This window comes from Halobellus litoreus (assembly GCF_024464595.1).
GTDB classification, from domain to species: Archaea; Halobacteriota; Halobacteria; order Halobacteriales; family Haloferacaceae; genus Haloquadratum; species Haloquadratum litoreum.
On the sequence record NZ_JANHAW010000001.1, the window covers coordinates 638,004 to 661,205 of the forward strand.

Below are 23,202 nucleotides of genomic sequence, written 5' to 3' on the forward strand. Positions count from 1 at the left end.
GTGAGGTTACATCGGGCTGTTCTCTCGAACCGTCGACCGGAAGGTACCGGAAATCCCGAACAGAGTCATAAAGTACGCCGCGGCACCGACGCCGACGAGCAGGACGACAGTCGCGAAGTTGTGATTCAGATCAATTGCCGTCCGGAGGAGGGCTTCGACGGCGACGACGACGGCGGCCATCCCGGCGGCGGCCGCGAACTGCCGGCCGATCTCGCCGATCGGAATCGCGAATTCGATCTCCGCCCGCAGCGTGTACAGCGCCAGCGTCACACCGAACCCCGCGGAGAGTAGCGTCGCGACGGCGGCACCGACGAGGCCGATCGTCGATATCAAAAAGACGTTCAGGACCACGTTCGCCGCGATGAAGACGGCGTTGATCCTGAACGTCGCTTTCGGGCGGTCGATCGCGTTCAGCGCGTTCAACAGCTGTTTCTGGTATCCGTACACCAGCGTGGCGGCGATCAGAATCCAGAGGACGGACGCTCCCCTGACGAACTCCGGTCCGTAGATACGGAGCAGCCGCTCCCCGAGCAGAATCCCGCCGAAGAGTCCCGGAATCAGGATGAGGCCGCCGAAGGTGAGCGAATCCTCGACGAGGTCCGCGACGGAGCCCCGACGACCCTCGGCGTCGGCGCGGCTCAGCTCCGGGAACAGCGTCGAACTCACCGCCGAATCGAACAGCGTGAGGAACTTCGCGATGCTCCAGGCCGCGGAGTAGACGCCGACGAGCGACGATTGCAAGAAGACGCCCAGAAGCAGGATGTCGACGTCGTTGAACGACCGCGACTGGAGGCCGCCGAGCCACGAGAACTTCGCGTACTCGAAGAGCGCCTCGAAGTGCTCACGGTTCGGTCGGACGAGGCCGACGGACAGGAGCACGAGACCGCCGACGGCGACGAGCAGGCTCCCGATTGCGTATCCGACGAGCATTCCGACAAGTTCGAGTCCGAGGACGACGAGCCCGATCTGAACGACGCTTCGGGCGGCGATTCCCATCGGCGTGAGCAGTCCCGCGAGGTGGACCTTCCGCTCGCCGCGCAGCGCTGCGTCGGTGACTGAACTGAATAGTCCGACAAAGACGAGGACGACGATTAGTGGCGCGATCGGTTCGCCCACGTACGCGTTCACAGCGTCACCGAAGAGTGAGACGAGTCCGCCGAGCACGAGAGCGAGTGTCGCGACCACGGCCGCGCCAGCAGTCGCGTACGCCGACGGCTCCTCGCCCTCGCTCATCCGCTTCGTCGTTGCCGAGGTGACGCCGAGGGTGCCCGCCAGCGAGAGCCACGCGACGACCGCGAGGACGAGCGCGTACTGGCCCAGTATCTCGGCACCGAGCACTCGGGCGAAGTACAGCGTGGCGATGAAACCGAGCGCTGAGCCGACGAGCTTCGAGGCGAAGACGGCGAAAGACGTCTGTCCGATTCTCATTGGTGGGTCGTGGTCCGTAGCCGCCGTCGACGGTTCACAGCGGTGCTACGGTCGTCGAGACGGATAAGCCGTCCTTATCGAACTTTTGGACACTGGGTGATCACCACCCTGCCGACGCAGACACACGAGGAAGTCAACAAACGATGAACACAAAATATTGAACACGACTCGTCTCGACGGTCTCCGTATGCAAGCAGTAATCCTCGCCGCGGGAGAGGGAACGCGGCTTCGGCCCCTGACGCGAACGCGGCCGAAACCGATGCTCCCGATCGGAAACCGGCCGCTTCTGGAACACGTGTTAGAGGCCGGGAAAGCGGCCGGAATTGACGAATTCGTGTTCGTCGTCGGCTACAAGCGCGAGCGAATCCAGAGTCACTTCGGCGACGGCGATGACTGGGACGTCGACATCGAGTACGCCGTGCAGGAGACGCAGCTCGGGACCGGACACGCACTGTTGCAGGCGGAGCCTCACGTCAACGGAAACTTCCTCGCACTGAACGGCGACCGTATCGTCGAGCCCAGCGCGATTTCCGCGGTGATCGACGAGCGGCGGGAGACCGGCCGGCCGGTGATGGCGGTGACCCGGCACCGTAACCCGGAGAACTACGGCGTCGTCGAGCTCGACGGCCAGACGGTGCAGTCGATCGAGGAGAAGCCACCCGCCTACACCGTCAAGACGGACTACATCAACGCCGGCGTCTACGGACTTGGCGAGTCGGTGTTCGACGACCTCCGTGCGACCGAGAGCGACGGCGAGTTGGAGATCACGTCTGTCCTCCGGGACTACCGCGACGCCCTGCGGGCGATCCGGTTCGACGGCCTCTGGCTCGACGTCTCCTACCACTGGGACATCCTCTCGGTCAACAGCCGAATGCTGGATCGAATGGGGTCGAAACCCGCGGAGAGAGCGGCGATCCACGACCACGCGACCGTCGTCGAAGGAACTGCGCTCGGCTCGGACGTACGTGTCCGTCCGGGTGCGACCGTGCTGCCGGGGACGTCGCTCGGAGACAACGTCGAGGTCGGCTCGAACGCCGTCCTCTCCAATTCGGTCGTGCTGCCCGACGCGACTATCGGTGACGGCGCGGTCGTCCGCGACTGCGTCGTCGGCGAGAACGCGAGCGTCGGAGCGAACGTAACCGTCGAGGGGGGCGAGACAGACGTCGTGGTCGACGCGACTGTCCACGGGGACGTACGCTTGGGTGGCGTCGTCGGAGACAACGCGGCCCTGAGCGGCGGCGTGACAGTTGCACCGGGGACAGTGCTCGGAAACAAGGCGCGCGCGGAATCGGGAGCCACCGTGAGCGGTTGGATCGAGAACGACGCGATCGTGAGGAGAGGATAAGATGTGCGGGATCATCGGCTACGTCGGCGTCGAAGACGCGCTTCCGATTCTCCGGGACGGTCTGTCGAACCTCGAGTACCGGGGATACGACTCCGCTGGAATCGCTCTCGGTGGCGGTTCGGTCGACGTGTACAAGCGGAAGGGCGAACTGTCGGCGCTCAAGGAGATTCTGCCGCAGAAATCGACCACGACGACCGGAATCGGCCACACACGGTGGTCGACTCACGGCGAGCCCACGGACGCGAACGCCCACCCGCACACGGACGAGTCGGGCGATGTCGCCGTCGTCCACAACGGGATCATCGAGAACTACGACGAGCTGAAAACGGAGCTCGAAGAGCGGGGTCATACGTTCACGAGCGAAACCGACACCGAGGTCGTCCCGCACCTAATCGAGGAAGAACTGGCCACGGGACGCGACCTGGTCGATGCGGTATCTGCCGTCGTCGAGCGGTTGTCCGGAAACTTCGCCCTATGTGTCGTCGCCGCGGGTCACGAGGGGATCGTCGCGACCCGACAAGGCAATCCGCTCGTGATGGGCCACACCGACGATGGGACGTTTCTCGCGAGCGACGTTCCCGCGTTCGTCGAACACACGCGACGAGTGAGCTACCCCGAAGCGGGGGACGTGATCCACGTCACCGACGGGGAGGCGACGGTGTACGCCGACGGCGAGAGGGTTTCACGAGACGTCGTCGAGGTCGACTGGGACGCCGAAGCCGCCGAAAAGGGCGGCTACGAGCACTATATGCTCAAGGAGATCCACGAGCAGCCCACGGCGCTCCGGCAGACGATCTCCGGGCGTATCGACGAGATGAACGGCGAGGCCGACCTGGAGCTCGACCTTCCCACCGAGTATCTGAACTCCCTGGAAGAAGTTCAGTTCGTCGCCTGCGGGACGTCGTATCACGCCGGGCTCTACGCCGCGAAACTGTTCGAAGAGTACGCCGACGTTCGGGCCTCCGCCGAGATCGCCTCGGAGTACGAGTTCGACGGCGGTCGGGATCCCTGGCGGACGCTCGTCGTCGCCGTGACCCAGAGCGGGGAGACCGCGGACACGCTGTCGGCGCTGCAGCGGGCGAAGCGCGCGGGGGCCAAGACGCTCGCCGTAACGAATACGCTGGGGAGTACGGTGACGCGAGAGGTCGAAGATACCGTGTTCATTCGCGCCGGCCCCGAGATCGGCGTCGCCGCGACGAAGACGTTCTGCTCGCAGGTGGCGACGCTGGCGTTGTTGACTGTGTACGTGGGTCGGCAGCGTGGGACGGTTTCGTCGAGTGAAGCGCGGGAGTTGCTGTCGGATCTCCGCGGGCTGCCGGGGGCGGTACAGCAGGTACTGGACCGAGAAGAACAGGTGCGTGTGGCGGCAGAAGAGTACGTCGACGGCGACGCGTTCTTCTTCATCGGGCGACGGCTGGGTGCGCCTGTCGCGCTCGAGGGGGCGCTGAAGTTGAAGGAGATCTCGTACGATCACGCCGAAGGGTTCCCGTCTGGAGAGTTGAAGCACGGCCCGCTGGCGTTGGTGACACCGGAAACTCCCGTGCTGGCCGTGCTGACGGAGGGCACGAACGCCGAAGAGACGCTCAACAACGTGAAAGAGGTCGAGTCCCGCGGAGCCCCCGTTATCGGGTGTGTCTCCGAGGGGATGGACGACGCCGGTAAGTTCGTCGACGAAGTTTTCGAGGTGCCGGAGTTAGGAGAGTTAGAACCCCTCGTGGCGAACGTGTACTTCCAACTGTTCAGTTACCACGTGGCGAATCTCAAGGGCCGATCGATCGACAAACCGCGGAACCTGGCGAAGAGCGTGACGGTGGAGTAGCGGAATCGAGCGCTTGGGGGATATGATGGGGCCCAATACCGCAGCATTCTCGAACGATACCGGAGTTCAAACAGCGGCGCAATTGTTGATCAGTAACGCCAACAGTGCGAATCTAACGACATAACCGGTCGCAATCAGTCGACGCTGTCGCAGAACACTACGTTTTTTGCACTCGGACAGAAATTCGCTGACGGTTCGAATGGCCGAGAATGGAGACCTCAGCACACGCCAGAAGGGCGAAGCTCTGCTTCGCGTCGCGAAATACCGTCCGACGTTCACGTTCGGACTGATCCTACTTGGCGGCTTCGTCGCCCTGCTTGAGGGAGCCGGCCTCGGATTCATTTATCCGATTCTGGAGGTCGCTCAGTCCGACGGGGCGGTCTCGGGCGGCGGGCCCGTTATGCAGGTGTTTATTTCCGCCTATCAGTTCTTGGGCATTCCGTTCGACCTCGGCTATCTCATCCTCGGGCTGGCGAGCGTGATGACCGTCCGGTACACCTCGTCGTTCGTCGTCGCGTGGCTGAAGGCCATCCTGGCGAAAAACTACGAGAAGCAACTCCGGACACGGGCGTTCAGAGGAGCCTTAGACGCCGAGGTCGGATACTTCGACGAGGAGGGCTCCGACAACGTCCTCAACGCGATCATCACCGAGACGCGGTACTCGGGGCGAGCGATCGAGCAGGGCGTGCGAACGATGGAGGTCGTGTTTCTGGTGCTCGTCTACCTCGGGGTGATGTTCTACATCACGCCGACGATGACGGTCTTCGCGATCGTGGTGTTGGGCGGGATCACGGTCCTGCTCCGCGCCGTGATCGAACCCGCGGTGACGGTCGGAACGCGGGTCGCCGAGTCAAACGAACGCGTCCAGCAGTCCGTGCAAGCCGGGACGCAGGGAATCCGGGACGTGAAGCTCTTCGGGCTCGCCGAGGAGGTGTTCTCAGAGTTCCGCGACTCGATCGAGCAGTACGCCGACGCCTCGATCGGGCTCTCTCGAAACGAGGCGGCGATCAAAAATATGTACGAATTATCGGCCGCCCTCACGCTGTTTACACTCATCTACATCGGCTTCGTCTTCACGGGACTGTCGCTCGGCGAACTGGGGATCTTCCTGATCGCGATGTTCCAGCTCGCGCCGCGCGTGAGTATGCTCAACAGCAAGGTCTACAAACTCGAAGGCAACCTCTCGCATCTCGTCCGCACGCAGGGGTTCCTCGACGAGATCGACTCGCGACGCGAGTACGACGGCGACCGCTCGATAGACGAGATCGAGGCCGTCGAATTCGACGACGTGCACTTCTCCTACACCGACGAGGAGAAAGTCCTCGACGGCGTCTCCTTCGACGTCGGGAAGGCCGAGTTCGTCGCGTTCGTCGGGCAATCCGGAGCGGGGAAGTCGACGATCGTCTCGCTCTTGGCGCGGATGTACGACGCCGATCGCGGCGAGATCCGGGCTAACGGCGTTCCGATCGAGGAGTACGACATCGACGAGTGGCGCGAGCGCGTCGCCGTGGTCCGCCAGCAGCCGTTCATTTTCAACGACACCCTAGAGAACAACGTGACGATCGGCAACCGCGGGGCGACCCGCACCGACGTCGAACGGGTCTGTGAGATCGCGAAGGTCGACGAGTTCCTTGAGGAACTGCCGAACGGCTACGAGTCGGAGTTGGGCGACGACGGGGTTCGACTGTCCGGCGGGCAGCGCCAACGGGTCGCGCTCGCGCGGGCGCTCCTGAAGGACGCGGACGTGCTGGTACTGGACGAAGCGACGAGCGATCTGGATTCGAGTTTAGAAAAGGAAGTGCAGGCCGCCATCGAATCGATGGAGCGCGACTACGGGATGATCGCGATCGCGCATCGGCTCTCGACGGTGCAGAACGCCGATCGGATCTATACGGTTGATAGTGGTCAGATCGTCGAGTCGGGGACGCACGGGGAGTTGCTCGGTGACGACGGGGAGTACGCGGAGTTGTACGCGATTCAGTCGAAGGGGTAACCGAGAATCGTTAGATTCTGCGTGTCAAAATTCTTTAGCAGACGCTCAGCGGCTGCTCTGCGCTAATCAGGTGAGAACGCGAATCGAATAGTTCTACACTGAACGTTCCGATACGATAATCAACAGAGAGAATTAATGGGAGATTACCAATGTCAGATCGAATTCTAGTAACTGGGGCGGCAGGGTTTATCGGTCAGCATCTAGTCGAGCGGCTCGCCGAAGACGGACACGAAATCACAGCGGTCGATATCGACCAACAGGTGCCCGATTCATACTCTCATCATATTGGAGACAATGTGGATTACATCCGCGGCAGTATTATTCACAAAAACTTCGTGGATAGTGTCCTATTTCCATATCCTAACGCGTACGAGAGAGTATTTCACCTAGCTGCTATCGTTGGGGTTGATCGATACATCGACGTTAATGACCCGCTCTACGTGACGAACGTCAATATCACTGGGACGCGATACCTTCTCGAAAAGATACAAAATACAGACACTCATTTCATATATCCGAGTACGAGTGAGGTATACGGTAAAAATCCGGAGGTACCATGGTCAGAGGGAGACGATCGGGTCCTTGGTCCACCAGAGACGAGTCGTTGGAGTTATAGTGCGATGAAAGCGGTCTGTGAGCATATGATTCATATGCTGGGTGAGACTGATCGGTCAATAACGACGACCGTCGTGCGGCCGTTCAACGTATATGGGCCGTATCAGCGCCCCAAATTCGTCATTCCGAAGTTCATCGAGATGGTTCTCAACGGAGAGCCGCCAACCGTATACGGAGACGGAACACAAAAACGGTGCTTCACCTACATGGGTGATTTTGTGGAAGGTCTCATCGCAGCTTCTGAAAGGGATCCCGGAACACCGAGGGCGTACAATCTCGGCGGAACGACAGAGACGAAAATCAGCGACTTGGCCGAGATGATAATCGAAATCGCAGACGTTGATATGTCCCCCGAGTATGTTAATCCGGAGGACGTATACGACGACGAGTACGACCAGCCGACGAAACGGATTCCTGATGTTTCCCGTGCCCGAGATATACTTGGGTGGGAGGCTGATACGAGTCTCGAAGAGGGGATCCGTAGGACATACGAACAGGCCAAAAAAGAACGAGAATCATAGTATGTCGGGGACGCCAAGTATCGACGGCGGGCATCCAATTCGGGACGAGGTTCTCGGATACGGGGGACAGGACATTACGGAACGAGAAAAGGAAGCGGTCGTCGAAGCGCTTGATGGGGACTACATCACCCGCGGCCCGACCGTTGAAGCGTTCGAGGAGGAAGTCGCCGCGTACGTCGGTGCAGACCACGCCATCGCGGTGACCTCCGGAACGGCGGCACTCCATCTATTGGGCGAGGCGCTTTTCGAAGACGGAGATGAGGTGATAACGACGCCGCTCACCTTCGTGTCGACGGCAAACGCGGCGTGTTATGCGGGGGCAAAGCCGGTCTTCGCCGACGTGAAGCGGGATACCCGAAACCTCGATCCAGATAACGTTCGCGAGAAGGTCACAGAAGATACAGCGGGGATCATTCCCGTACACTACGCGGGTCAGCCCTGTGACATTAGCGAGATACTGGCGATCGCAGACGAACACGACCTGCGTGTTATCTGGGATGCGTGCCACGCGATCGGCTCCGAGTGGAACAAAGAGAAGGTGGGCGGCCAGAAAGATGCCGCGATATTCAGTTTCCATCCGGTCAAGACCGTAACGACGGGGGAAGGTGGAATGGTGGTAACAAACGACGACGACCTCGCCGAGAAAGTGAGAAGTCTCCGTTCCTTCCGTATGGACTACTCGCCGGAAGGATACGACAACGAGCCGTGGTATCAGGTCACCGAAGGCGTCGGATACAATTACAACTTCTCCGATATCTTGGCGTCAATCGGTCGCGTACAACTCGACCGCATCGGCGAATTCAAACGGCGACGCAGCGAGATTTTCGATCGGTATCAAGATACGTTCGCAGACGTCGAGGGACTAATCACTCCCTTTGTGAAAGATACTGTTGATCCGGTGTGGCACCTTTACGCGATTGAAATTGACGAAGAAAAATTCGGATGTTCTCGGAAGGAGTTCGTGAACTCGATGCACGCCGAGAACATCGGGGTTCAGGTGCACTACGTTCCGCTGAACCATCATCCGTATTTCCAAGAGGAATTCGGGTACGATGAAGGTGATTTCCCGATCGTGGAGGAGATCTACGAAGGGATCGTCTCGCTTCCGCTGTTTCCCGCGATGTCAGAAGACGACGTCGAAGACGTGATACAGGCGGTAAAACGCCTCCACGAACACAAGAGGGATTAGGATTGACGTGAGAGTTCGCGATATGAAGATCGCAGGAAAAGATCTCTCGGAAGAAACGTTTGTGATAGCCGAGGCCGGCTCGAATCACAACGGAAGCCTCGAAACCGCGAAGGAACTCATCGACGCCGCGTCGGACGCCGGAGCGGACGCAGTGAAGTTCCAGACGTTCCGCGCCGAAAATTTGTACGTCGAAGAGACGGGTGAGAAAGAGACGTACTTCGATAACGGGCAATCGCTCTACGAGACGATGGAGTCGATGGAGATGCCGTACGATTGGATCCCGGAGTTACACCAGTACTGCGAGGACTCGGGGATCGTCTTTCTATCTACTCCGTTCGATGAACGGTCTGCTGACGAACTTGACGACTTCGTGCCCGCGTACAAGATCGCATCGTACACGCTGTCCCATCATCCGTTCCTGAGACACGTTGCGGAGAAGGACAAGCCAATAATTATGTCAACAGGTGCGCACGAACTTGACGAGGTACGTGAGGCCGTCGAAGTACTCCGCGAGGCGGATGCAGAGGATGTGGTTTTGTTACACTGCGTTGCGTCGTATCCGACGCCGATTGAGTCCGCTAATGTCCGTGCTGTCAAGACATTACAAGACGAGTTCGGTGTTCCAACAGGGCTATCTGATCATACTCTCGATCCTACGGTAGCTCCAAGCGCTGCGGTCGCTCTCGGTGCGAGCGTCGTCGAGAAGCACTTCACCCTCGACAAATCGATGGAAGGCCCCGATCACGAATTTGCGCTTGAACCCGACGAGCTGGACGAGATGGTGAGTACGATCCGCAAAACCGAGAAAGCACTTGGGAGCGGTATAGTCGAGGTACTTGATGCCGAGGAAGAGCTACACGAGATTGCACGTCGGCGGATCCACGCAGTACGAGGTATCAAGGAGGGCCAGACCATCTCTGAAGAAGACATCGCTGTTCTTCGATCAGGGCAAAGAAGTCGAGGGGCGAAGCCGAAATTCTATGAAGATCTAATTGGTACAAGAGCAAAGAGATCGATAAATCAAGGAGATGGAGTCTCTCTAAAAGATATCTATTGATATCACATTACGTCCGGTCCGCTTAGGTGATCTCGAATTAATGCTCGCGTGGCGTTCTGATCCTGAGATATACAGGCACTTCCGTGAACAAGATGGTCCGTTGGAGTGGAAAAATCACGTTGAGTGGTTCGTGAATCGATCCCCCGATAGACAAGATCACATCATCGAATACAACGGGAGACATGTGGGCAGCGTAAACATCGACGAGGAGGATCACGTCGGAGTCTATATTGGAGAAAAAAGTTTATGCGGAGAAGGGATAGCTACGAGAGCCGTTCAAGAGCTTTGTGGAAAACTAGATAGCGATGAGTTCTATGCTGAGATCCATACTGATAACGAAAGCTCCCAACGACTGTTTGAAAAGTGTGGCTTCAAACTGCTCTGTTGAAGAGCGATCAATTCAGTCGATATCACTGGTTTAGAAGGATGAATCCGAGGGATCCGACTCTGTCCTATGGAGATCTCACTCCTCGACTTCGTCCAAGAGTGTCGGCACCTAGTTAAACAAGCGTTGGGGAAGAGAGCGGGCGAACCCGCCGCTGGCGGGCTCGCCCGCTGGAAGCACGTTGTTCTCCACTGCACCCGTATTGAGGACGACTACAGCTAGCGCGAACTCGTTGATCGGGTTGGCTTGATGGAAGCGGTTTGTGACGAGTTGGGTCTTGATCCCGACGACTTGCCAAAACCGTCCACATTGTGCAAGTCCTTTGACCGGTTTGAGATGTGGGTGTGGCGGCAGTTGCTGCGCGTTTCGGCGCAGCAACTGCCTACCTCAGGTCACGCCGCGATCGACGGGACATACTTCGAACGGACACAGCCATCCTTCCACTACCGCCGTTGGTCAGGACACGAGATACAGACGTTGAAAGCGACGGTCTTGGTAGACTCGCTTACCAAGACCGTCCTTGACATACAGCCTTCTGCGAAATGGCGGCACGATACTGTTGTTGGGCCGCAGGTCGCTCGACGGAACGCGGGTGACCTGCGGAGCCTTTCTGCTGACAAAGGTTACGATAAGAATGCGTTCCGTGACTGGCTCAGAGATAATGACGTGAGACCACTGGTACGTCACTGTCTGTACACGTGGTGCGATTACGCCCACAACGCGCGGTTAGACGACTCTCTGTACAACAAACGGTAGATGACAGAGACATACTTTTCAGTGGTCAAGCGCTCGCACGGCGCGACCGTGCGAGCGCAGACCTGGTACCGCGAGTTCAGAGAATGCGTTCTCAAATTCGCCATCTTGTAACATCGAACGCGCTTGCTCAGCACTCTAATCCCGATGCCGTCTCTCTATTCAACAGAGCAGTGTATGCAACTTGGCTTGGTAACCTTTATTCCAGCCAATTGCAAATAATATCTAATGCCGCTTGATAACGATGATGACAGTAATACCGTTCTCATAATTGGGGGTACCCGGTTCATCGGCCGGCATCTCGTAGACGAACTAGCCAGAAATAAATACGATATTTCGATATTCACACGTGGGAACAGGGAGTTGTTTAGTGGTGATAAGCAGATCGAGCACTTAGAAGGAGATAGGACAAATACAAACGCGCTTAAACGCGCCAAGAGAACTGTTAGCCCCGATATTGTTTTTGATATGGTAGCCTACAAGCCGGAACACGTTCGCACTGCTACCTCTATTTTCTCGAACGTTGACTCCTACGTCTATGTTTCGTCTGGATACGCTTATAACCAGGTTCCGCCAGTAGCAAGAACTTCGACTCATGATGTCCCGCTCCGCGAAGGAGTCACGAAACTACATTCGTATCCCGAAGATACTGCTGAGATTTCAAATGCGAGCTATGGTGAAAAAAAGGCCGAGGGTGATCGGATTGTGTTCAACGCTGCTAAAAACAATGTTCACGCAATGTCGGTACGGCCGATGGTAGTATATGGGCCGTATGATCACACAGAGCGCTTCGCTTATTGGGTGAACCGGGTTAATAATTATGACCGGGTTCTTGTACCCGGAGGCGGTGAATCACTTCAACACTTAGCGTACGTAAAAGATGTCGCTCGCGCACTACGAATCGTTGCTGAACAAGGAGAGCCTGGCGAAGCATATAATGTGGCTGACGAAAACACTTTTTCGCTGGCACAAGGGCTAGCGATAATCTCGGACAATTTAAATACGGATATTGAACTTGTGGCGGCAAGCGAGCGAGAACTGTCCGTACATAAGCTTAGTGCGTCGGACTTTCCATTGTATGTGCCCGCGCCAACGATGGTATCGTTACAAAAACTGAAGAGTTTGGGGTGGACCTCAACAAATCGCACAAAAGCAGTTAGCAAAACCATTGACGCTCATCTTGAGACAGAACGAACTGGAGAGAATATCGGGCCATCGCGTGAGGCTGAGAGTGCCGCAATTCAAGACATTATAAAGTAAAATAGCACCGTCGGTTTATGATACTATTACAGGGGACGACCTATGAGTGCCTCCGAACGGAGTTCATATTTCGATTGGTTCTCAGGAAATATGTCACCGACAGCTAGCTACCATCAAAATATGTTGTTGCATCCGAGGGAATCTGTGATTGCAATATTTTCTCAGTGACAACTTTTCTTGGATAGTCGAATCGATTCAATTCAACGGCACCGGACTCTGTATCATAAAGTATGTATGACCCTCTCAGGTCCCCATCACGAGGCTGTCCGACACTACCCGGATTCAGCACAAGACATCCGTCAATTGAAACAATAATAGGATAATGTGTATGACCATACACCAATATATCTTCATCAACAACAAGGTCTGACGAAATGTCGTCGGGATACACGTACTCATCAGGATCCTGTGGCGACCCATGAACGAGTTGTACCGATGTTTGATCGATCTCAATTGATTTTTCCAGCGGTAACTGTTCAAGATATTTCCTATTCGAGTCCGTGAGTTGATCTCGCGTCCAATAGACAATCTCTGTCGGAATCTCTGGAAAATCGAAGTTACTGGAGAGTACAGCTCGGTCGTGGTTTCCAGTTATTGAAATAACATTCAGTTCTTTGAATCGTTCGACTACATCGTTTGGATACGGACCATACCCGAGAATATCCCCACTATGTATAATGAGATCATAAGATGGGACATTAGCAAGAACTGCATTTAATGCTGGACGGTTGGCATGAACATCACTGATTATGAGAACTTTCATAAATTGTGTTCAGTACGTTTGTAACTCGGTTAGTTTTCAGGCATATTGGTTGCTCGGCTCTCAATACAAATAATTAAACTCTACAGTTACTATCATTTGATATGGCTCGGGTACTCACGACAGCAGCCGGGAGCGATATCGGTGTTGGTGCCATCCAATCTCTAGAGCAAGCAGGTCATAACGTTGTCGCGGTTGATATGGATTCATACAGTGCTGGTCTGTATATTGCCGACGATGCGGCCACAGTCCCGCCAGCGACACACGACGACTGGCCCAATGCGATGTCGGCTATTGTCCAGCAGTACGATGTGGATGTCGTTATTCCGCTTATTGACCCTGAACTAAGCGAACTCTCACGGCTTCGAGAAGCCTTATGCGACACTGTACCTATTCTTACACCGCGCATACAACTCGTCTCCAGCCTCCAAGATAAGTTTGAAGCATGCAAACTGCTCTCCAAAAAAGGATTGCCGGTCCCCGAGACGTGTCTTGCTTCCGATGCCGCACATTTATCGCCCTCAGATTTCCCGCGATTCGTGAAACCGAGAGTCGCACACGGGAGTCGTGGTACATATTTGGCACACTCTATGACGGATGTAGAAGATTTCGTGGAAGAGAGCCAGTATCCGATGGATGATATGCTGATTCAACAATATATCGAGGGAACTGAATACACTTCGAACGTGACAGTCACCCAAGAGAATGAATTGTTATCTATTGTCACAAAAGAGGTGCCAATCAAGAGAGGTAATACCATTTGGGGAGTCACTCGCAACAGCCCCCCAATCAAGAATTTATGTGAAGATGTCTATGAATCTCTCGATCCATCGGGGCCACTGAATGTCCAACAGATACTGGCTGAAGATGGCACACCGTATATTCTCGAAATCAACCCACGGTTTTCAGGTTCGTCTTGCCTCACGGTTGAAGCAGGTGTCAACGAGTTTGATCTCCTTGTTCGAGCTGCACTTGGCGAAGAAGTTAATCGCTCGCAGACATTCAAAGAGGGAATTGGAATTCTCAGATACACCGATCAAATATACATTCGTGAAGATTCAGTGCTTACCGAGTGGGAGCCAGATCACTAACTTCGACGGGTTCCATATGGAGATCTCAATCAATATCCTCCAAGGGCTCGCACGGCGCGACCGTGCGAGCGCAGACCTGGTACCGCGAGTTCAGAGAATGCGTTCTCAAATTCGCCATCTTACAACATCGAACGCGCTTGCTCAGCACTCTAATCCCGATGCCGTCTCTCTACTCAACAGAGCACTTCAAACAGATTAGAGAGTCTAACGAATAGCTGAAATACAAACGCTAACCCGTCAGCATCGAGTATATTCTCTGGATTCCCCTGGCATCTACTAATTCTTCGCCGCTCTCTTTCATAGTTCGTCTCAGATCGCTGTCGGTGACGAGCCTCAATACAGACTCTCGCAGTTCATCTCTTTCACACTGCAGTATACTGTCCGACAGCGAATTCGCCACAGGACGCTGGTTATCCGATTGAGGGATTCCAATTATCGGAGTTCCTGTCGCGAGAAGCTCATAGACGGTGCTCCCCGTCGCACTCACCGCGAAATCGGCTTTGAACATACGTTGTGAGAGGTCATCCGGATTCTGTAGAAGATTCAATTCGGCGTTTGTTGACTCCGCTGCGTCTTTTATCTGATCTTGGTTTTCAAATCCGGGTCCGATTATCACATCAATCTCGATATCAAAGCCATCAAACGCGCGAATCGCATCAGGCGTTACGTCGTTCACATCACTACCACCAAAGGTGATAAGCGCACGCTCAGGGGGATCACGCCAAGGAGGAGTTTTAGTAGCGAGATGCTGGAATTCTTCACGCATTAGTAGATAGTCCGGTCCCAAGAGCATTTGCGGCTTTTCGCCGATCCAGTCATAATTAAGCTCTGGTGCATAGACGTTACCATTTACGTTCACATCGCAACAAAGCTTGAACCGGGTATCGTCGGTTATTGTTACTAGTGTCGATGGAGACTTGGAGATCTGTTTCTGAGATTTGGTATCAACCTCGTATGAATCTGTGAGAACTATCGTTGGCTCGTGTTTCTTGATCCATAGTAGAGTCTCTTCAATACCTTCGGATTTTAATCGGAATGTTTCAACTTCATCTGGACAAATATTGCTGACTGCAGATGGTGTCTGAGTCAGATATGTGACTTGATAACCGTTTTGTAGAAACTTCTGTGCTAATACACTCGATCGAACAAGATGCCCATATCCGATTTCAGAATCACCATCTGCACGAATAGCGAGGTAGTTCATATTTTCTTTTGCTCTACGTGCTGGTTTATTTCACTTAGATCATTTTTGTCAATATAGCGTACTGCATCAAGTAAATCTATGATTCGATCATAATCTACTTCGTCGTATATTCGGCGGAGAAGTTCGTAATCATTCGATTCATCAAGTGTAAGACGTAAATCCGTTCTATTCTGCAGGTTTTCATAATCGAACACCTCATCGGATAGAATATCGTACAGATTGAATTTGTCTGGGTTCTCGTAGTAGTACGGGGTTACATGTTCTCGATGTCGAGATTCGGTGGATTCCTCTTTAACAGTTCGAAATGAATCGAAAGTAAATGCACCTACTCTCAATCCGTGGGGAAATGTTTGCTCAGATCGTGCTGAGACATACTCATAGCCGTCGGACAATTTGTCGACCGCTGTATCGATAAATCTTGGAGAAACAAGTGGACAATCGGCTGTAACTCGAACTACAATATCTGCGCTACTCTCATTGGCAGCGTCAAACATCCTTTCGAGGACATTTTCTTCACTTCCGCGAAAGACAGTCGCGCCTGAACGATCTGCGTAGAGGTTAATGATATCGTCGCGCTTCTTATCTGAGGTGGCAACGACAATTTCATCGATACTATCTGATGAAGCAACTCTTCGGATAACGTGTTCTATCACGTGGTTACCATCAAGTGGCAACATTACCTTTCCAGGCAAACGTGATGAGCCCATACGCGCTTGTATGCAAGCTACCGTTTTCATATGATTCAAATGGATTCCTCTCTACAGTGCTAAATCTTTCTCTTGCTCTTCTATATTGATATCTGGTCGTTTCAAAGATAGCAGTAGACTTTTTATCGTCCCCAAAGGTCCACAGACTATGGGAAAAAACAACTCTATGCGGCCTTCAAACGGTGTCTGGCTGATACTTGATTCTCTCTCATACAATTCGACTCCTTTTGCAAGTGATGGGCCGGATTCTATGCCAAGATTTCAAACACTTGCAGAAGACGAGGGTGTGATTTTTTCTGAGGCATACGCACCAGGTCCATTTAGTCCCTCTTCACATGCTTCATTCTTTACTGGAGAGCTACCCTCTACGACTGGGATGTACGAAGCATATCCGTTTTTTAATTCTGATATTCCAACTATAGCTGACTTTTTAAGCGAAACACACAGAACGAGCCTTATTTCTGTAAATCACTTTTTATTCCAAGGCTTAGAAAGGGGATTCGATTACGTGAATGATATTGGTCGGACTTATATGCATTTCCAAAATGCGAGTGATCCAAAGGATTACTCAAAAAAATACAACAGTGATCCGAGACTGAAACGGTTTGTTGATTTCCTCCGCGACGACGGGAAGCCTTTTAAATCAGTTGTGAATGGGCTAAAATATAGATTCGGAGAAAAAAACATCAAGCCCAAAGAGTGGGGAGATGAGAGAGATTTCCAGTATGCCGATACTATGGGTGAGATGATTTTAGATCAGCTCTCCTCGCATAAAGACGATTCATTTGTTGTAGCGAACTTTATGGATCTTCATGGCCCCTTTGATGTAAGCGATGAAGCCCTCAATAAGTTCTTCTCAGATACAGATCGGTCCGAAATTCCGTTGGGAGTTGTCCCTCGTCGAGATAAATTACGTGGTGAGAAATCCTATGACCCGGCCAAGATGTACAATCTATACAAAGCAGCTATCTGGGATCTTGACCGCAAATTCACCTCTTTAGTGAAGGATCTAATAGACAATGACATCTTCGTTGCTGTATGTGCAGACCACGGATGGTACGATACCAATTCTGCGTACTCCGATGAAAGGCTGCATATTCCGGTCGTTCTATTTTCCCCTGAAGAAGAAAATCGAAGAATCAGTCATACAGTAAGTCTCCGACAACTTCCTAGAACCACTGCTGAAGTTTTGCTTGGAGATGGGGGAGAGTTCAATGGACCATCACTTCTCAAAACGGAATCAGATCAAGTAGCCGTTTCTGAAGTCGTGCATAAGCCAAACGAGATCTATGAAAAGACCAAGCGGGTATACGTTAATAGGCCTTCACAAGGAGCAGAACCAAATGAAATCCAACGTGACTTGGTCTTATTTAAGGGGGATGCCAAAGTTCAATTCGTAGATGGAAGTTGTGATGTTATTAGAGGAGATTCTACGATCGCTGATGAATTGATTGAGCAGGGACAAAATATCCTAGATTCACCAATTAATTACCCAGACGGGGATCAGATTATGTATGATGAGCGAACGGAAGATAGGCTCAAACACTTGGGCTATTTGTCATAGCTCGTCAATACCCTTTGTAGTAGGTTGTGGTCTAAAAGGGTCTCAACGACGGGTATCATCTCATCCATAGGACAGCCGTAATCATCCGCGATCTCTACCATAGCGTGTTCTCCGTCGCTATAGTTGAGAACAGTCAGAATCCGATTTAAGAATTCTTGTTCATTCACCACTGAATTCGCCCTTTCCCATTGTTGGGGACTATTTATATTTGGATAGAGATCACGTTTCCCAAGCATAGGCTCTCCGTATGGCTTTTGATTCTCATAATAGCCAGCGTATTCAAAAGATTGTAGTAGATTTTCAATTAGATCAACACTCTGAATAAGAGAATCAATTCCCATAAATTCTTTATCATCGTTTGAATTGTGGTAACCGTCATATTGACCGTAAACCGTTCTTGCTATCTGCCCCACAGGGAGGTTAAATCCGGGCGAGCAGTACTGCCTTTCGTCGGATCCACCTGTTGGTGTAAATTGACGAATTTTGAATCCTTTGTCACTTTGTTCTTTTAAATTTTGAACTGTTTTGTCAATAAGAGCATTTTCTCGACGACTAGTCTTGTAACTAAGGCTCTCACTAGGTCCACCAAGACAGGTCAGAACAAGACCGCCGACGAGTGCGTCTTTTAGATGATCGCCGTATTCAGACAAATAAGCGATGCTACCAATCGTTTCGGGACAAAGAACGAAACGATACGTGAACTGTCTATTCTCCCACTCGGAGAGACGATGGTATAGTGCTGCAAGAACTAATGGCCCACTTAGTTCGTTATTCGCAAGTGATGGGTGACAGAGATAGGAACTGAGTAGTACTTCTTCGTCTGATTCACCCGGCAAAACGGTATGTCCAAAATTTAATTCTCCATCCACGAATTCGCTATCAATGTGGGCATAGTATTCACCTTCAGGTAACTCTTCGTAGACTTGGTGTGGAAGACAAAATCCCCACGTTCGTTCATAGTAACTGGTGACATAGGGTGTTGCATCAGGTACACTCGGGTCAGTATACAGGTGCGGTTTTAATTCGTCAAGTGAAAAAGACCCATTAACTGCTTTAGAATAATTTACTACAGCAAGGTTCGTTTCATCAAAATCAGCGTAGATATTTCGGTCTGGGCCGGTAAGACGTCCCTCATAGATGTGCCATTCAGGGGGTATTTCCCAATCGAAAACGTCTGTACCCGATGGTACCCCTTCAATTTCGAGCGGTATTTCCTCTCGAAAGATCTTGAGGCTCTTTCGTAGGCCCGGGCCAGTTATACTTCTCGTCACTGGCCAGAGATCATCAAAAAGTCTACTCAGCCACTCTGACTCATTCTCGATATACATATTAGTTTATATTATTTTCTTGTTTGATTACATCCTCAAGTGCCGCTTCAATATTTTGGACGGCATTCGGGTTGAAAAAGTAATCTGTATCAATAGTACCTTTAGCATTCATAGTGTGTTGTGATACTTTTTGACTTAATTCATCAATAGACGAAATGGTTGACACAGAGCTATTATCAATTAATTCTTTCATTCGCATACTAGCCGTTCCATCTGAATCAAGTAAATACGTCTCTAAGTCAAAAATTAATCCTTCGTAGATAACTGTTGAATTACATCCTACCTGTATTGCTGACTCAGCTAAATGTTTGTAGAGGGGCGTAGAATCGTCGTCGATCACTGTCACCGGTGCTTCTATTAGCCAAGGATATTCTCTCTTCCAAATATTGTTTTCCTTGGGATGGAGTTTATAGACGATATTATACTCCGGATTTCTCTCTCCGATTTTAGATGCAAGTTTCGAAAGTTTGCTTCCGACCGGTGGCTGAGAGATGAAGATTACTTGCTTCTTTTTATCGAGATTAGAATATTTTTCGTATTCCTCCTCTAGATAGGGAAAACCCACAGTATACACGTCCTCATCATCTAAGTGATAATCAACGGTGTCTTTCCAAAACTTGCCGAAGAGGAAATGATAGTCAGGCTGCACATCCAGACTGACATCTTCTGGGAAGACATATTTGGGGTTCCTGTGGTGGGAACCACCGTGTTGAAGTTCAACTACTGGGATATCTAACTCCTTGCAAGCTTCAACAAAGACGGTATTATAGGACGCAGCAACAACAATAGAAATTTTGGGATTGATCTGCTTAAGTAATCGAATATACATCGGCCTCGAAACCTGCCTCCGATCTAAATATCCTTTTATAATATTGCTAAGATCTATTTGTATCTCTAATTTCGAACTGAATTTATCTGTTATTTGTTGTATTTTATCGCACTCTATAGGAGATAAAGATACTCCAGAGCTAATTTTAGAACTAATTATTCCGATATCCCTAATCAGATCTAGATATTTAATATTATTCGTTCGAGTAGGTGTTCTATGTACCCCTTGATACGGCTTCTCGAAATAAATATAATCTCTTTCAAGATCTTCAATGATCGGATCCGAATAGATGTCCCACCAGTAGTTGTCTTCTCTTTTCTTTCGTCTTGAGTGACCAAAAAAGCAGAGTTCATAAGAAGATGTGGTTAGATATGGATTTTTAATAAGCAAATCAGATACAAACTCATATAAAAACCTAGCATATTTATATGATGTTTTATATTCAGACAGGAAAAAAGTTTGTGATCGTGTATCTTCAATTATTCCTTTCTCTCTCAGAAATTCTTTATATACTATAATTCTTATCCGCTCCCATATATATACATCGTTTATATTTACTGAAAATAAGTCTAATTCGTCTTCTAACTGTAGAAATTCACCGTGAATCTCTTCATAATCCATCATAAATATCTCTTTTCAAAAGTAGCCTTAGTTGTCTTACTATATGGGTCTAATTCAAAGTTGCTATCTGATAGTAGACTGTGGTCTCAATAGCGGGCGTAAGTAGGTAAACAATCACAGAGAAAGGAAATTAACCCAATCTTTCTGTACTCACAAGTTGACAAAATCTATTTTTGAACCACCGGATAAGTCAAATCCTGAAGACACTCCGAAGAGCGTATTAACTATCCAATTGACCAAGAACACAAATGCATATTGGGATGATTCTTCGATCAACGTTTCCGCCGGATATCCGTGTCCGTCGGGAGGCAAAATTTCTCGTCAACCACGGGCATAAACTAACCCTTTTTTGTACTGACGAGCCAAATAGAACTAGCACAGAGACGATTGACGGGATCAACGTAATTCGGGTTCCGACTCCTCAAAGCCCCCTCGCCGAGATCGGTGAGCTCACGTATCACGCGAGTTTCGTTGCACCACACTGGTGTCAATTAGTGCGTAAATACATTTCAGAGTTTGACGTGCTTCACATCCATGACCTGCCGATGACGCGGACGGGTCTCCTCACTGCACGAAATATAGATGTCCCAGTGGTGGTTGATTTCCACGAGATTTATCCAGATTCAGTAGCAGCCTGGAGGCAGTCGGATACGTGGTTGCAACGAATTCGGCCCTATCGACTATTTAAGCCGGTTTGGCGACTGCACCGATACGAACGCCGCTGTGTTGAAAATGTCGATGCACTTCTGCACGAGTCCCCCGAACAACAATCATACTATCGTGAGCACAATCGTATAAGCGATATCGATACCTCTGTAGTCCGCAATGTCCCGGATCTCGATCGGCTTAACGATATTGTAATCGATGAACGTACCAGAGATGAATTCGTCGTGAGTTATGTCGGCGGATTCAGTCCTCAGCGTGGCCTAATGACGGTTGTTGAGGCGTTCTCGGAGCTTTTGGAGATTGTAACTGATGCGGCGTTATTGATGGTCGGTGATGGGAGTGACACGTACGTCTCACAACTGAAAAACCGCTGTGCTGACCTCGGAATCAGTGATAATGTGGAGTTCACCGGATGGGTCGAATTTGATCAAGTATTTTCTTATTTAAATGAAAGTGATGTCTCGCTCTGTCCGTGGATCGGTGATAATATTGATTCGGAGTGTACGCTTCCGAATAAACTCTTCCAGAGTATGTATATGGGGGTTCCTGTTATCGTTAGTGATCTTAAATCAATGAGAACAGTTGTTGAAGAGACCGAGAGTGGCGTGGTTGTTGACTCAGAGAGTGTTTCTGAGCTTGCCAATGCACTCGTCGAATTGTATCGGGATCCTGAACGGTGCCGAGAATTGGGGGAAAATGGACGACAAGCAGTAGAAGACAAATATAATTTCCAGCACGAAGGAGAACAGTTAGTTTCTCTCTATGAACGAATCCAATGACAGGATCCAGTCTTAGTCAGTTACTCGGGGGTTATCAATTCAAGGGACCGTCAATCAATAAACGAGTATGACTCAAGTAGCGATTCTAACGTCTTCACACTCTACATTCGACACCAGAATATTCCACAAACAAGCACGGAGTCTCATAGATGGGGGCTATGATGTTACTCTCATTACTCCTCATAGTTCAGATCAGGAGCGGTCTGGTGTAACCATTAAAGCTGTCGACGAAAGCGACGTCAACAGCGCCGATGTTAAGCACATTTTGAAAATATATGCTGAAGCAAAACGGACGGACGCAGATATCTATCATCTCCACGATCCGGGACTCCTCCCGGCGGGGCTACTGCTCTCACTAGAGGACAAAAAAGTGATATATGATTGCCACGAGGATTACGGACGTGCATTCAAATATTACGACTCTGTACCATTTAATCCAGTAATCAGCAGAGTTTATCCCCCTATTCAGTCCACAATAGCAAAACGACTAGATGGCGTTATAGCTGCGACTGACTGGATCGCAGACGACTTTCGAGCGCGAGGCCACGAGAACGTAGCACTCGTGAGAAACTTCCCACGGGTCTCGATGGTGGGTGATGAAACCGCCACAATCGACCACGATCACGAGTATTCGATGGTGTACGTCGGCGGACTCTCTACAGAGAGAGGACTAGAGGATATGCTATATCTAACTGCAGAACTTCGGCGGAGGAACATCGATGTCGACTTGTGGCTTCTCGGAAGAATAGACATAAAAGCCCGCGAAGAAATCGAGCGAATCACGACAGAAAAGAGAATCAAAGACCACGTGAAAACGTTTGGGTACGTTGATCCGGATGAGATATTCCGGTATCTCAGAGCTGCTGATCTCGGTCTCTGCTTGCTTTACAGTGGGCGTGCAGAATACATCATCCCAACGAAAATGTTTGAATATATGCTCGCAGAGATTCCCGTTTTGGCTACAAGGACAACTGGGACCCAAAAGTATCTGCCAGATGATTGTGGGCGAACAGTGGCCAATGATCGAGACGATCAGGCCGACGCCGCTGAAGAAATCCTCACTAACCCGGAACTTCAAAACAAGATGGGTAAACGGGGGGCACAAAAAGTGAGAAATGAGTACTGTTGGGAAGTCGAAGCGGAACAGCTCTTGGAGTTGTATAGGGATCTCACTTGATTTGATTAGAGAGTCTAAGTGATTCCAAATAGGATACTTGGGTATTACTGTGTTCTCCTCCCGCTGAGGGAGATAAGCTGCCTGTCGTTCCATCGCAATCTACTTACACAG

The 23,202-nt window shown here is 51.3% G+C and carries 18 protein-coding genes and 1 pseudogene; 13 read left to right on the forward strand and 6 right to left on the reverse strand.

Annotation, left to right across the window (positions count from 1 at the left end; genetic code table 11):
- Nucleotides 1-6 precede the first annotated feature (6 nt).
- On the reverse strand, nucleotides 7-1,428 hold the full coding sequence (locus NO360_RS03200; RefSeq protein ID WP_256305968.1) for a flippase: 1,422 nt from the start codon (nucleotides 1,426-1,428) through the stop codon (nucleotides 7-9).
- Nucleotides 1,429-1,615: 187 nt separating this feature from the next.
- Between NO360_RS03200 and NO360_RS03205 the strand changes: the two genes are divergently transcribed.
- The 9 genes and pseudogenes from NO360_RS03205 (at nucleotide 1,616) to NO360_RS03245 (ending at nucleotide 12,365) form a co-directional block, all read left to right on the forward strand.
- Entirely contained in the window at nucleotides 1,616-2,773 is a 1,158-nt protein-coding gene (locus NO360_RS03205) for a sugar phosphate nucleotidyltransferase (protein WP_256305970.1), read from the forward strand.
- Nucleotide 2,774: 1 nt separating this feature from the next.
- Nucleotides 2,775-4,592, forward strand: coding sequence for a glutamine--fructose-6-phosphate transaminase (isomerizing) (gene glmS / locus NO360_RS03210; RefSeq protein ID WP_256305971.1), 1,818 nt, complete (start codon nucleotides 2,775-2,777; stop codon nucleotides 4,590-4,592).
- Nucleotides 4,593-4,791: 199 nt separating this feature from the next.
- Nucleotides 4,792-6,585, forward strand: a complete 1,794-nt coding sequence (locus NO360_RS03215; protein WP_256305973.1) for an ABC transporter ATP-binding protein — start codon at nucleotides 4,792-4,794, stop codon at nucleotides 6,583-6,585.
- Nucleotides 6,586-6,734: 149 nt separating this feature from the next.
- Nucleotides 6,735-7,721, forward strand: coding sequence for an NAD-dependent epimerase/dehydratase family protein (locus tag NO360_RS03220; RefSeq protein ID WP_256305975.1), 987 nt, complete (start codon nucleotides 6,735-6,737; stop codon nucleotides 7,719-7,721).
- 1 nt (nucleotide 7,722) lies between these two features.
- Nucleotides 7,723-8,910, forward strand: coding sequence for a DegT/DnrJ/EryC1/StrS family aminotransferase (locus NO360_RS03225; protein ID WP_256305976.1), 1,188 nt, complete (start codon nucleotides 7,723-7,725; stop codon nucleotides 8,908-8,910).
- A 22-nt stretch (nucleotides 8,911-8,932) separates the two neighbouring features.
- Entirely contained in the window at nucleotides 8,933-9,967 is a 1,035-nt protein-coding gene (locus NO360_RS03230) for an N-acetylneuraminate synthase family protein (RefSeq protein ID WP_256305977.1), read from the forward strand.
- A gap of 1 nt (nucleotide 9,968) precedes the next feature.
- Entirely contained in the window at nucleotides 9,969-10,355 is a 387-nt protein-coding gene (locus NO360_RS03235; RefSeq protein ID WP_256307082.1) for a GNAT family N-acetyltransferase, read from the forward strand.
- 66 nt (nucleotides 10,356-10,421) lie between these two features.
- Nucleotides 10,422-11,247, forward strand: a pseudogene (locus NO360_RS03240) (IS5 family transposase).
- A gap of 86 nt (nucleotides 11,248-11,333) precedes the next feature.
- On the forward strand, nucleotides 11,334-12,365 hold the full coding sequence (locus tag NO360_RS03245) for an NAD-dependent epimerase/dehydratase family protein (RefSeq protein WP_256305978.1): 1,032 nt from the start codon (nucleotides 11,334-11,336) through the stop codon (nucleotides 12,363-12,365).
- A 103-nt stretch (nucleotides 12,366-12,468) separates the two neighbouring features.
- Here the strand turns inward: NO360_RS03245 and NO360_RS03250 are convergent, their stop codons facing one another.
- Nucleotides 12,469-13,128, reverse strand: a complete 660-nt coding sequence (locus NO360_RS03250) for a metallophosphoesterase family protein (protein WP_256305980.1) — start codon at nucleotides 13,126-13,128, stop codon at nucleotides 12,469-12,471.
- A 101-nt stretch (nucleotides 13,129-13,229) separates the two neighbouring features.
- On the opposite strand from NO360_RS03250, the gene NO360_RS03255 reads away from it, so the two are divergent.
- Nucleotides 13,230-14,216 carry an ATP-grasp domain-containing protein gene (locus tag NO360_RS03255; protein ID WP_256305982.1) on the forward strand — a complete coding sequence of 329 codons (987 nt, stop codon included), beginning with the start codon at nucleotides 13,230-13,232 and terminating at the stop codon, nucleotides 14,214-14,216.
- Nucleotides 14,217-14,445: 229 nt separating this feature from the next.
- On the opposite strand, the gene pseG is transcribed toward NO360_RS03255, so the two are convergent.
- Both pseG and NO360_RS03265 read right to left on the reverse strand, forming a co-directional pair.
- Nucleotides 14,446-15,420: a UDP-2,4-diacetamido-2,4,6-trideoxy-beta-L-altropyranose hydrolase gene (gene pseG / locus NO360_RS03260; protein ID WP_256305984.1), complete on the reverse strand. Its 975-nt coding sequence runs from the start codon at nucleotides 15,418-15,420 to the stop codon at nucleotides 14,446-14,448.
- Nucleotides 15,417-16,157 carry a cytidylyltransferase domain-containing protein gene (locus tag NO360_RS03265; RefSeq protein WP_256305986.1) on the reverse strand — a complete coding sequence of 247 codons (741 nt, stop codon included), beginning with the start codon at nucleotides 16,155-16,157 and terminating at the stop codon, nucleotides 15,417-15,419. The genes pseG and NO360_RS03265 overlap by 4 nt, the downstream gene beginning before the upstream one ends.
- A gap of 118 nt (nucleotides 16,158-16,275) precedes the next feature.
- Here NO360_RS03265 and NO360_RS03270 point away from each other — a divergent pair, with 118 nt between their 5' ends.
- Nucleotides 16,276-17,691 (forward strand): sulfatase-like hydrolase/transferase, encoded by a 1,416-nt coding sequence (locus NO360_RS03270; protein ID WP_256305988.1) that lies wholly within the window; start codon nucleotides 16,276-16,278, stop codon nucleotides 17,689-17,691.
- Here the strand turns inward: NO360_RS03270 and NO360_RS03275 are convergent.
- Nucleotides 17,679-19,019 (reverse strand): DUF4910 domain-containing protein, encoded by a 1,341-nt coding sequence (locus NO360_RS03275; protein ID WP_256305990.1) that lies wholly within the window; start codon nucleotides 19,017-19,019, stop codon nucleotides 17,679-17,681. The genes NO360_RS03270 and NO360_RS03275 overlap by 13 nt on opposite strands.
- A gap of 1 nt (nucleotide 19,020) precedes the next feature.
- Entirely contained in the window at nucleotides 19,021-20,472 is a 1,452-nt protein-coding gene (locus NO360_RS03280) for a hypothetical protein (protein WP_256305991.1), read from the reverse strand.
- A 245-nt stretch (nucleotides 20,473-20,717) separates the two neighbouring features.
- Here NO360_RS03280 and NO360_RS03285 point away from each other — a divergent pair, with 245 nt between their 5' ends.
- Both NO360_RS03285 and NO360_RS03290 read left to right on the forward strand, forming a co-directional pair.
- Nucleotides 20,718-21,914, forward strand: coding sequence for a glycosyltransferase family 4 protein (locus tag NO360_RS03285; protein WP_256305992.1), 1,197 nt, complete (start codon nucleotides 20,718-20,720; stop codon nucleotides 21,912-21,914).
- Between the two features lie 67 nt (nucleotides 21,915-21,981).
- Nucleotides 21,982-23,091: a glycosyltransferase family 4 protein gene (locus NO360_RS03290; RefSeq protein ID WP_256305994.1), complete on the forward strand. Its 1,110-nt coding sequence runs from the start codon at nucleotides 21,982-21,984 to the stop codon at nucleotides 23,089-23,091.
- Nucleotides 23,092-23,202: the final 111 nt, after the last annotated feature.

Bases quoted from the DNA above. Each gene is read 5' to 3' on its own strand.
- NO360_RS03250 (WP_256305980.1), bottom strand. From the start codon at position 13,128: ATGAAAGTTCTCATAATCAGTGATGTTCATGCCAACCGTCCAGCATTA.
- NO360_RS03245 (WP_256305978.1), top strand. From the start codon at position 11,334: ATGCCGCTTGATAACGATGATGACAGTAATACCGTTCTCATAATTGGG.
- NO360_RS03270 (WP_256305988.1), top strand. From the start codon at position 16,276: ATGGGAAAAAACAACTCTATGCGGCCTTCAAACGGTGTCTGGCTGATA.
- NO360_RS03205 (WP_256305970.1), top strand. From the start codon at position 1,616: ATGCAAGCAGTAATCCTCGCCGCGGGAGAGGGAACGCGGCTTCGGCCC.
- NO360_RS03215 (WP_256305973.1), top strand. From the start codon at position 4,792: ATGGCCGAGAATGGAGACCTCAGCACACGCCAGAAGGGCGAAGCTCTG.
- NO360_RS03290 (WP_256305994.1), top strand. From the start codon at position 21,982: ATGACTCAAGTAGCGATTCTAACGTCTTCACACTCTACATTCGACACC.
- glmS (WP_256305971.1), top strand. From the start codon at position 2,775: ATGTGCGGGATCATCGGCTACGTCGGCGTCGAAGACGCGCTTCCGATT.
- NO360_RS03280 (WP_256305991.1), bottom strand. From the start codon at position 20,472: ATGATGGATTATGAAGAGATTCACGGTGAATTTCTACAGTTAGAAGAC.
- NO360_RS03220 (WP_256305975.1), top strand. From the start codon at position 6,735: ATGTCAGATCGAATTCTAGTAACTGGGGCGGCAGGGTTTATCGGTCAG.
- NO360_RS03230 (WP_256305977.1), top strand. From the start codon at position 8,933: ATGAAGATCGCAGGAAAAGATCTCTCGGAAGAAACGTTTGTGATAGCC.
- NO360_RS03285 (WP_256305992.1), top strand. From the start codon at position 20,718: ATGCATATTGGGATGATTCTTCGATCAACGTTTCCGCCGGATATCCGT.
- NO360_RS03200 (WP_256305968.1), bottom strand. From the start codon at position 1,428: ATGAGAATCGGACAGACGTCTTTCGCCGTCTTCGCCTCGAAGCTCGTC.
- NO360_RS03275 (WP_256305990.1), bottom strand. From the start codon at position 19,019: ATGTATATCGAGAATGAGTCAGAGTGGCTGAGTAGACTTTTTGATGAT.
- pseG (WP_256305984.1), bottom strand. From the start codon at position 15,420: ATGAACTACCTCGCTATTCGTGCAGATGGTGATTCTGAAATCGGATAT.
- NO360_RS03225 (WP_256305976.1), top strand. From the start codon at position 7,723: ATGTCGGGGACGCCAAGTATCGACGGCGGGCATCCAATTCGGGACGAG.
- NO360_RS03265 (WP_256305986.1), bottom strand. From the start codon at position 16,157: ATGAAAACGGTAGCTTGCATACAAGCGCGTATGGGCTCATCACGTTTG.
- NO360_RS03255 (WP_256305982.1), top strand. From the start codon at position 13,230: ATGGCTCGGGTACTCACGACAGCAGCCGGGAGCGATATCGGTGTTGGT.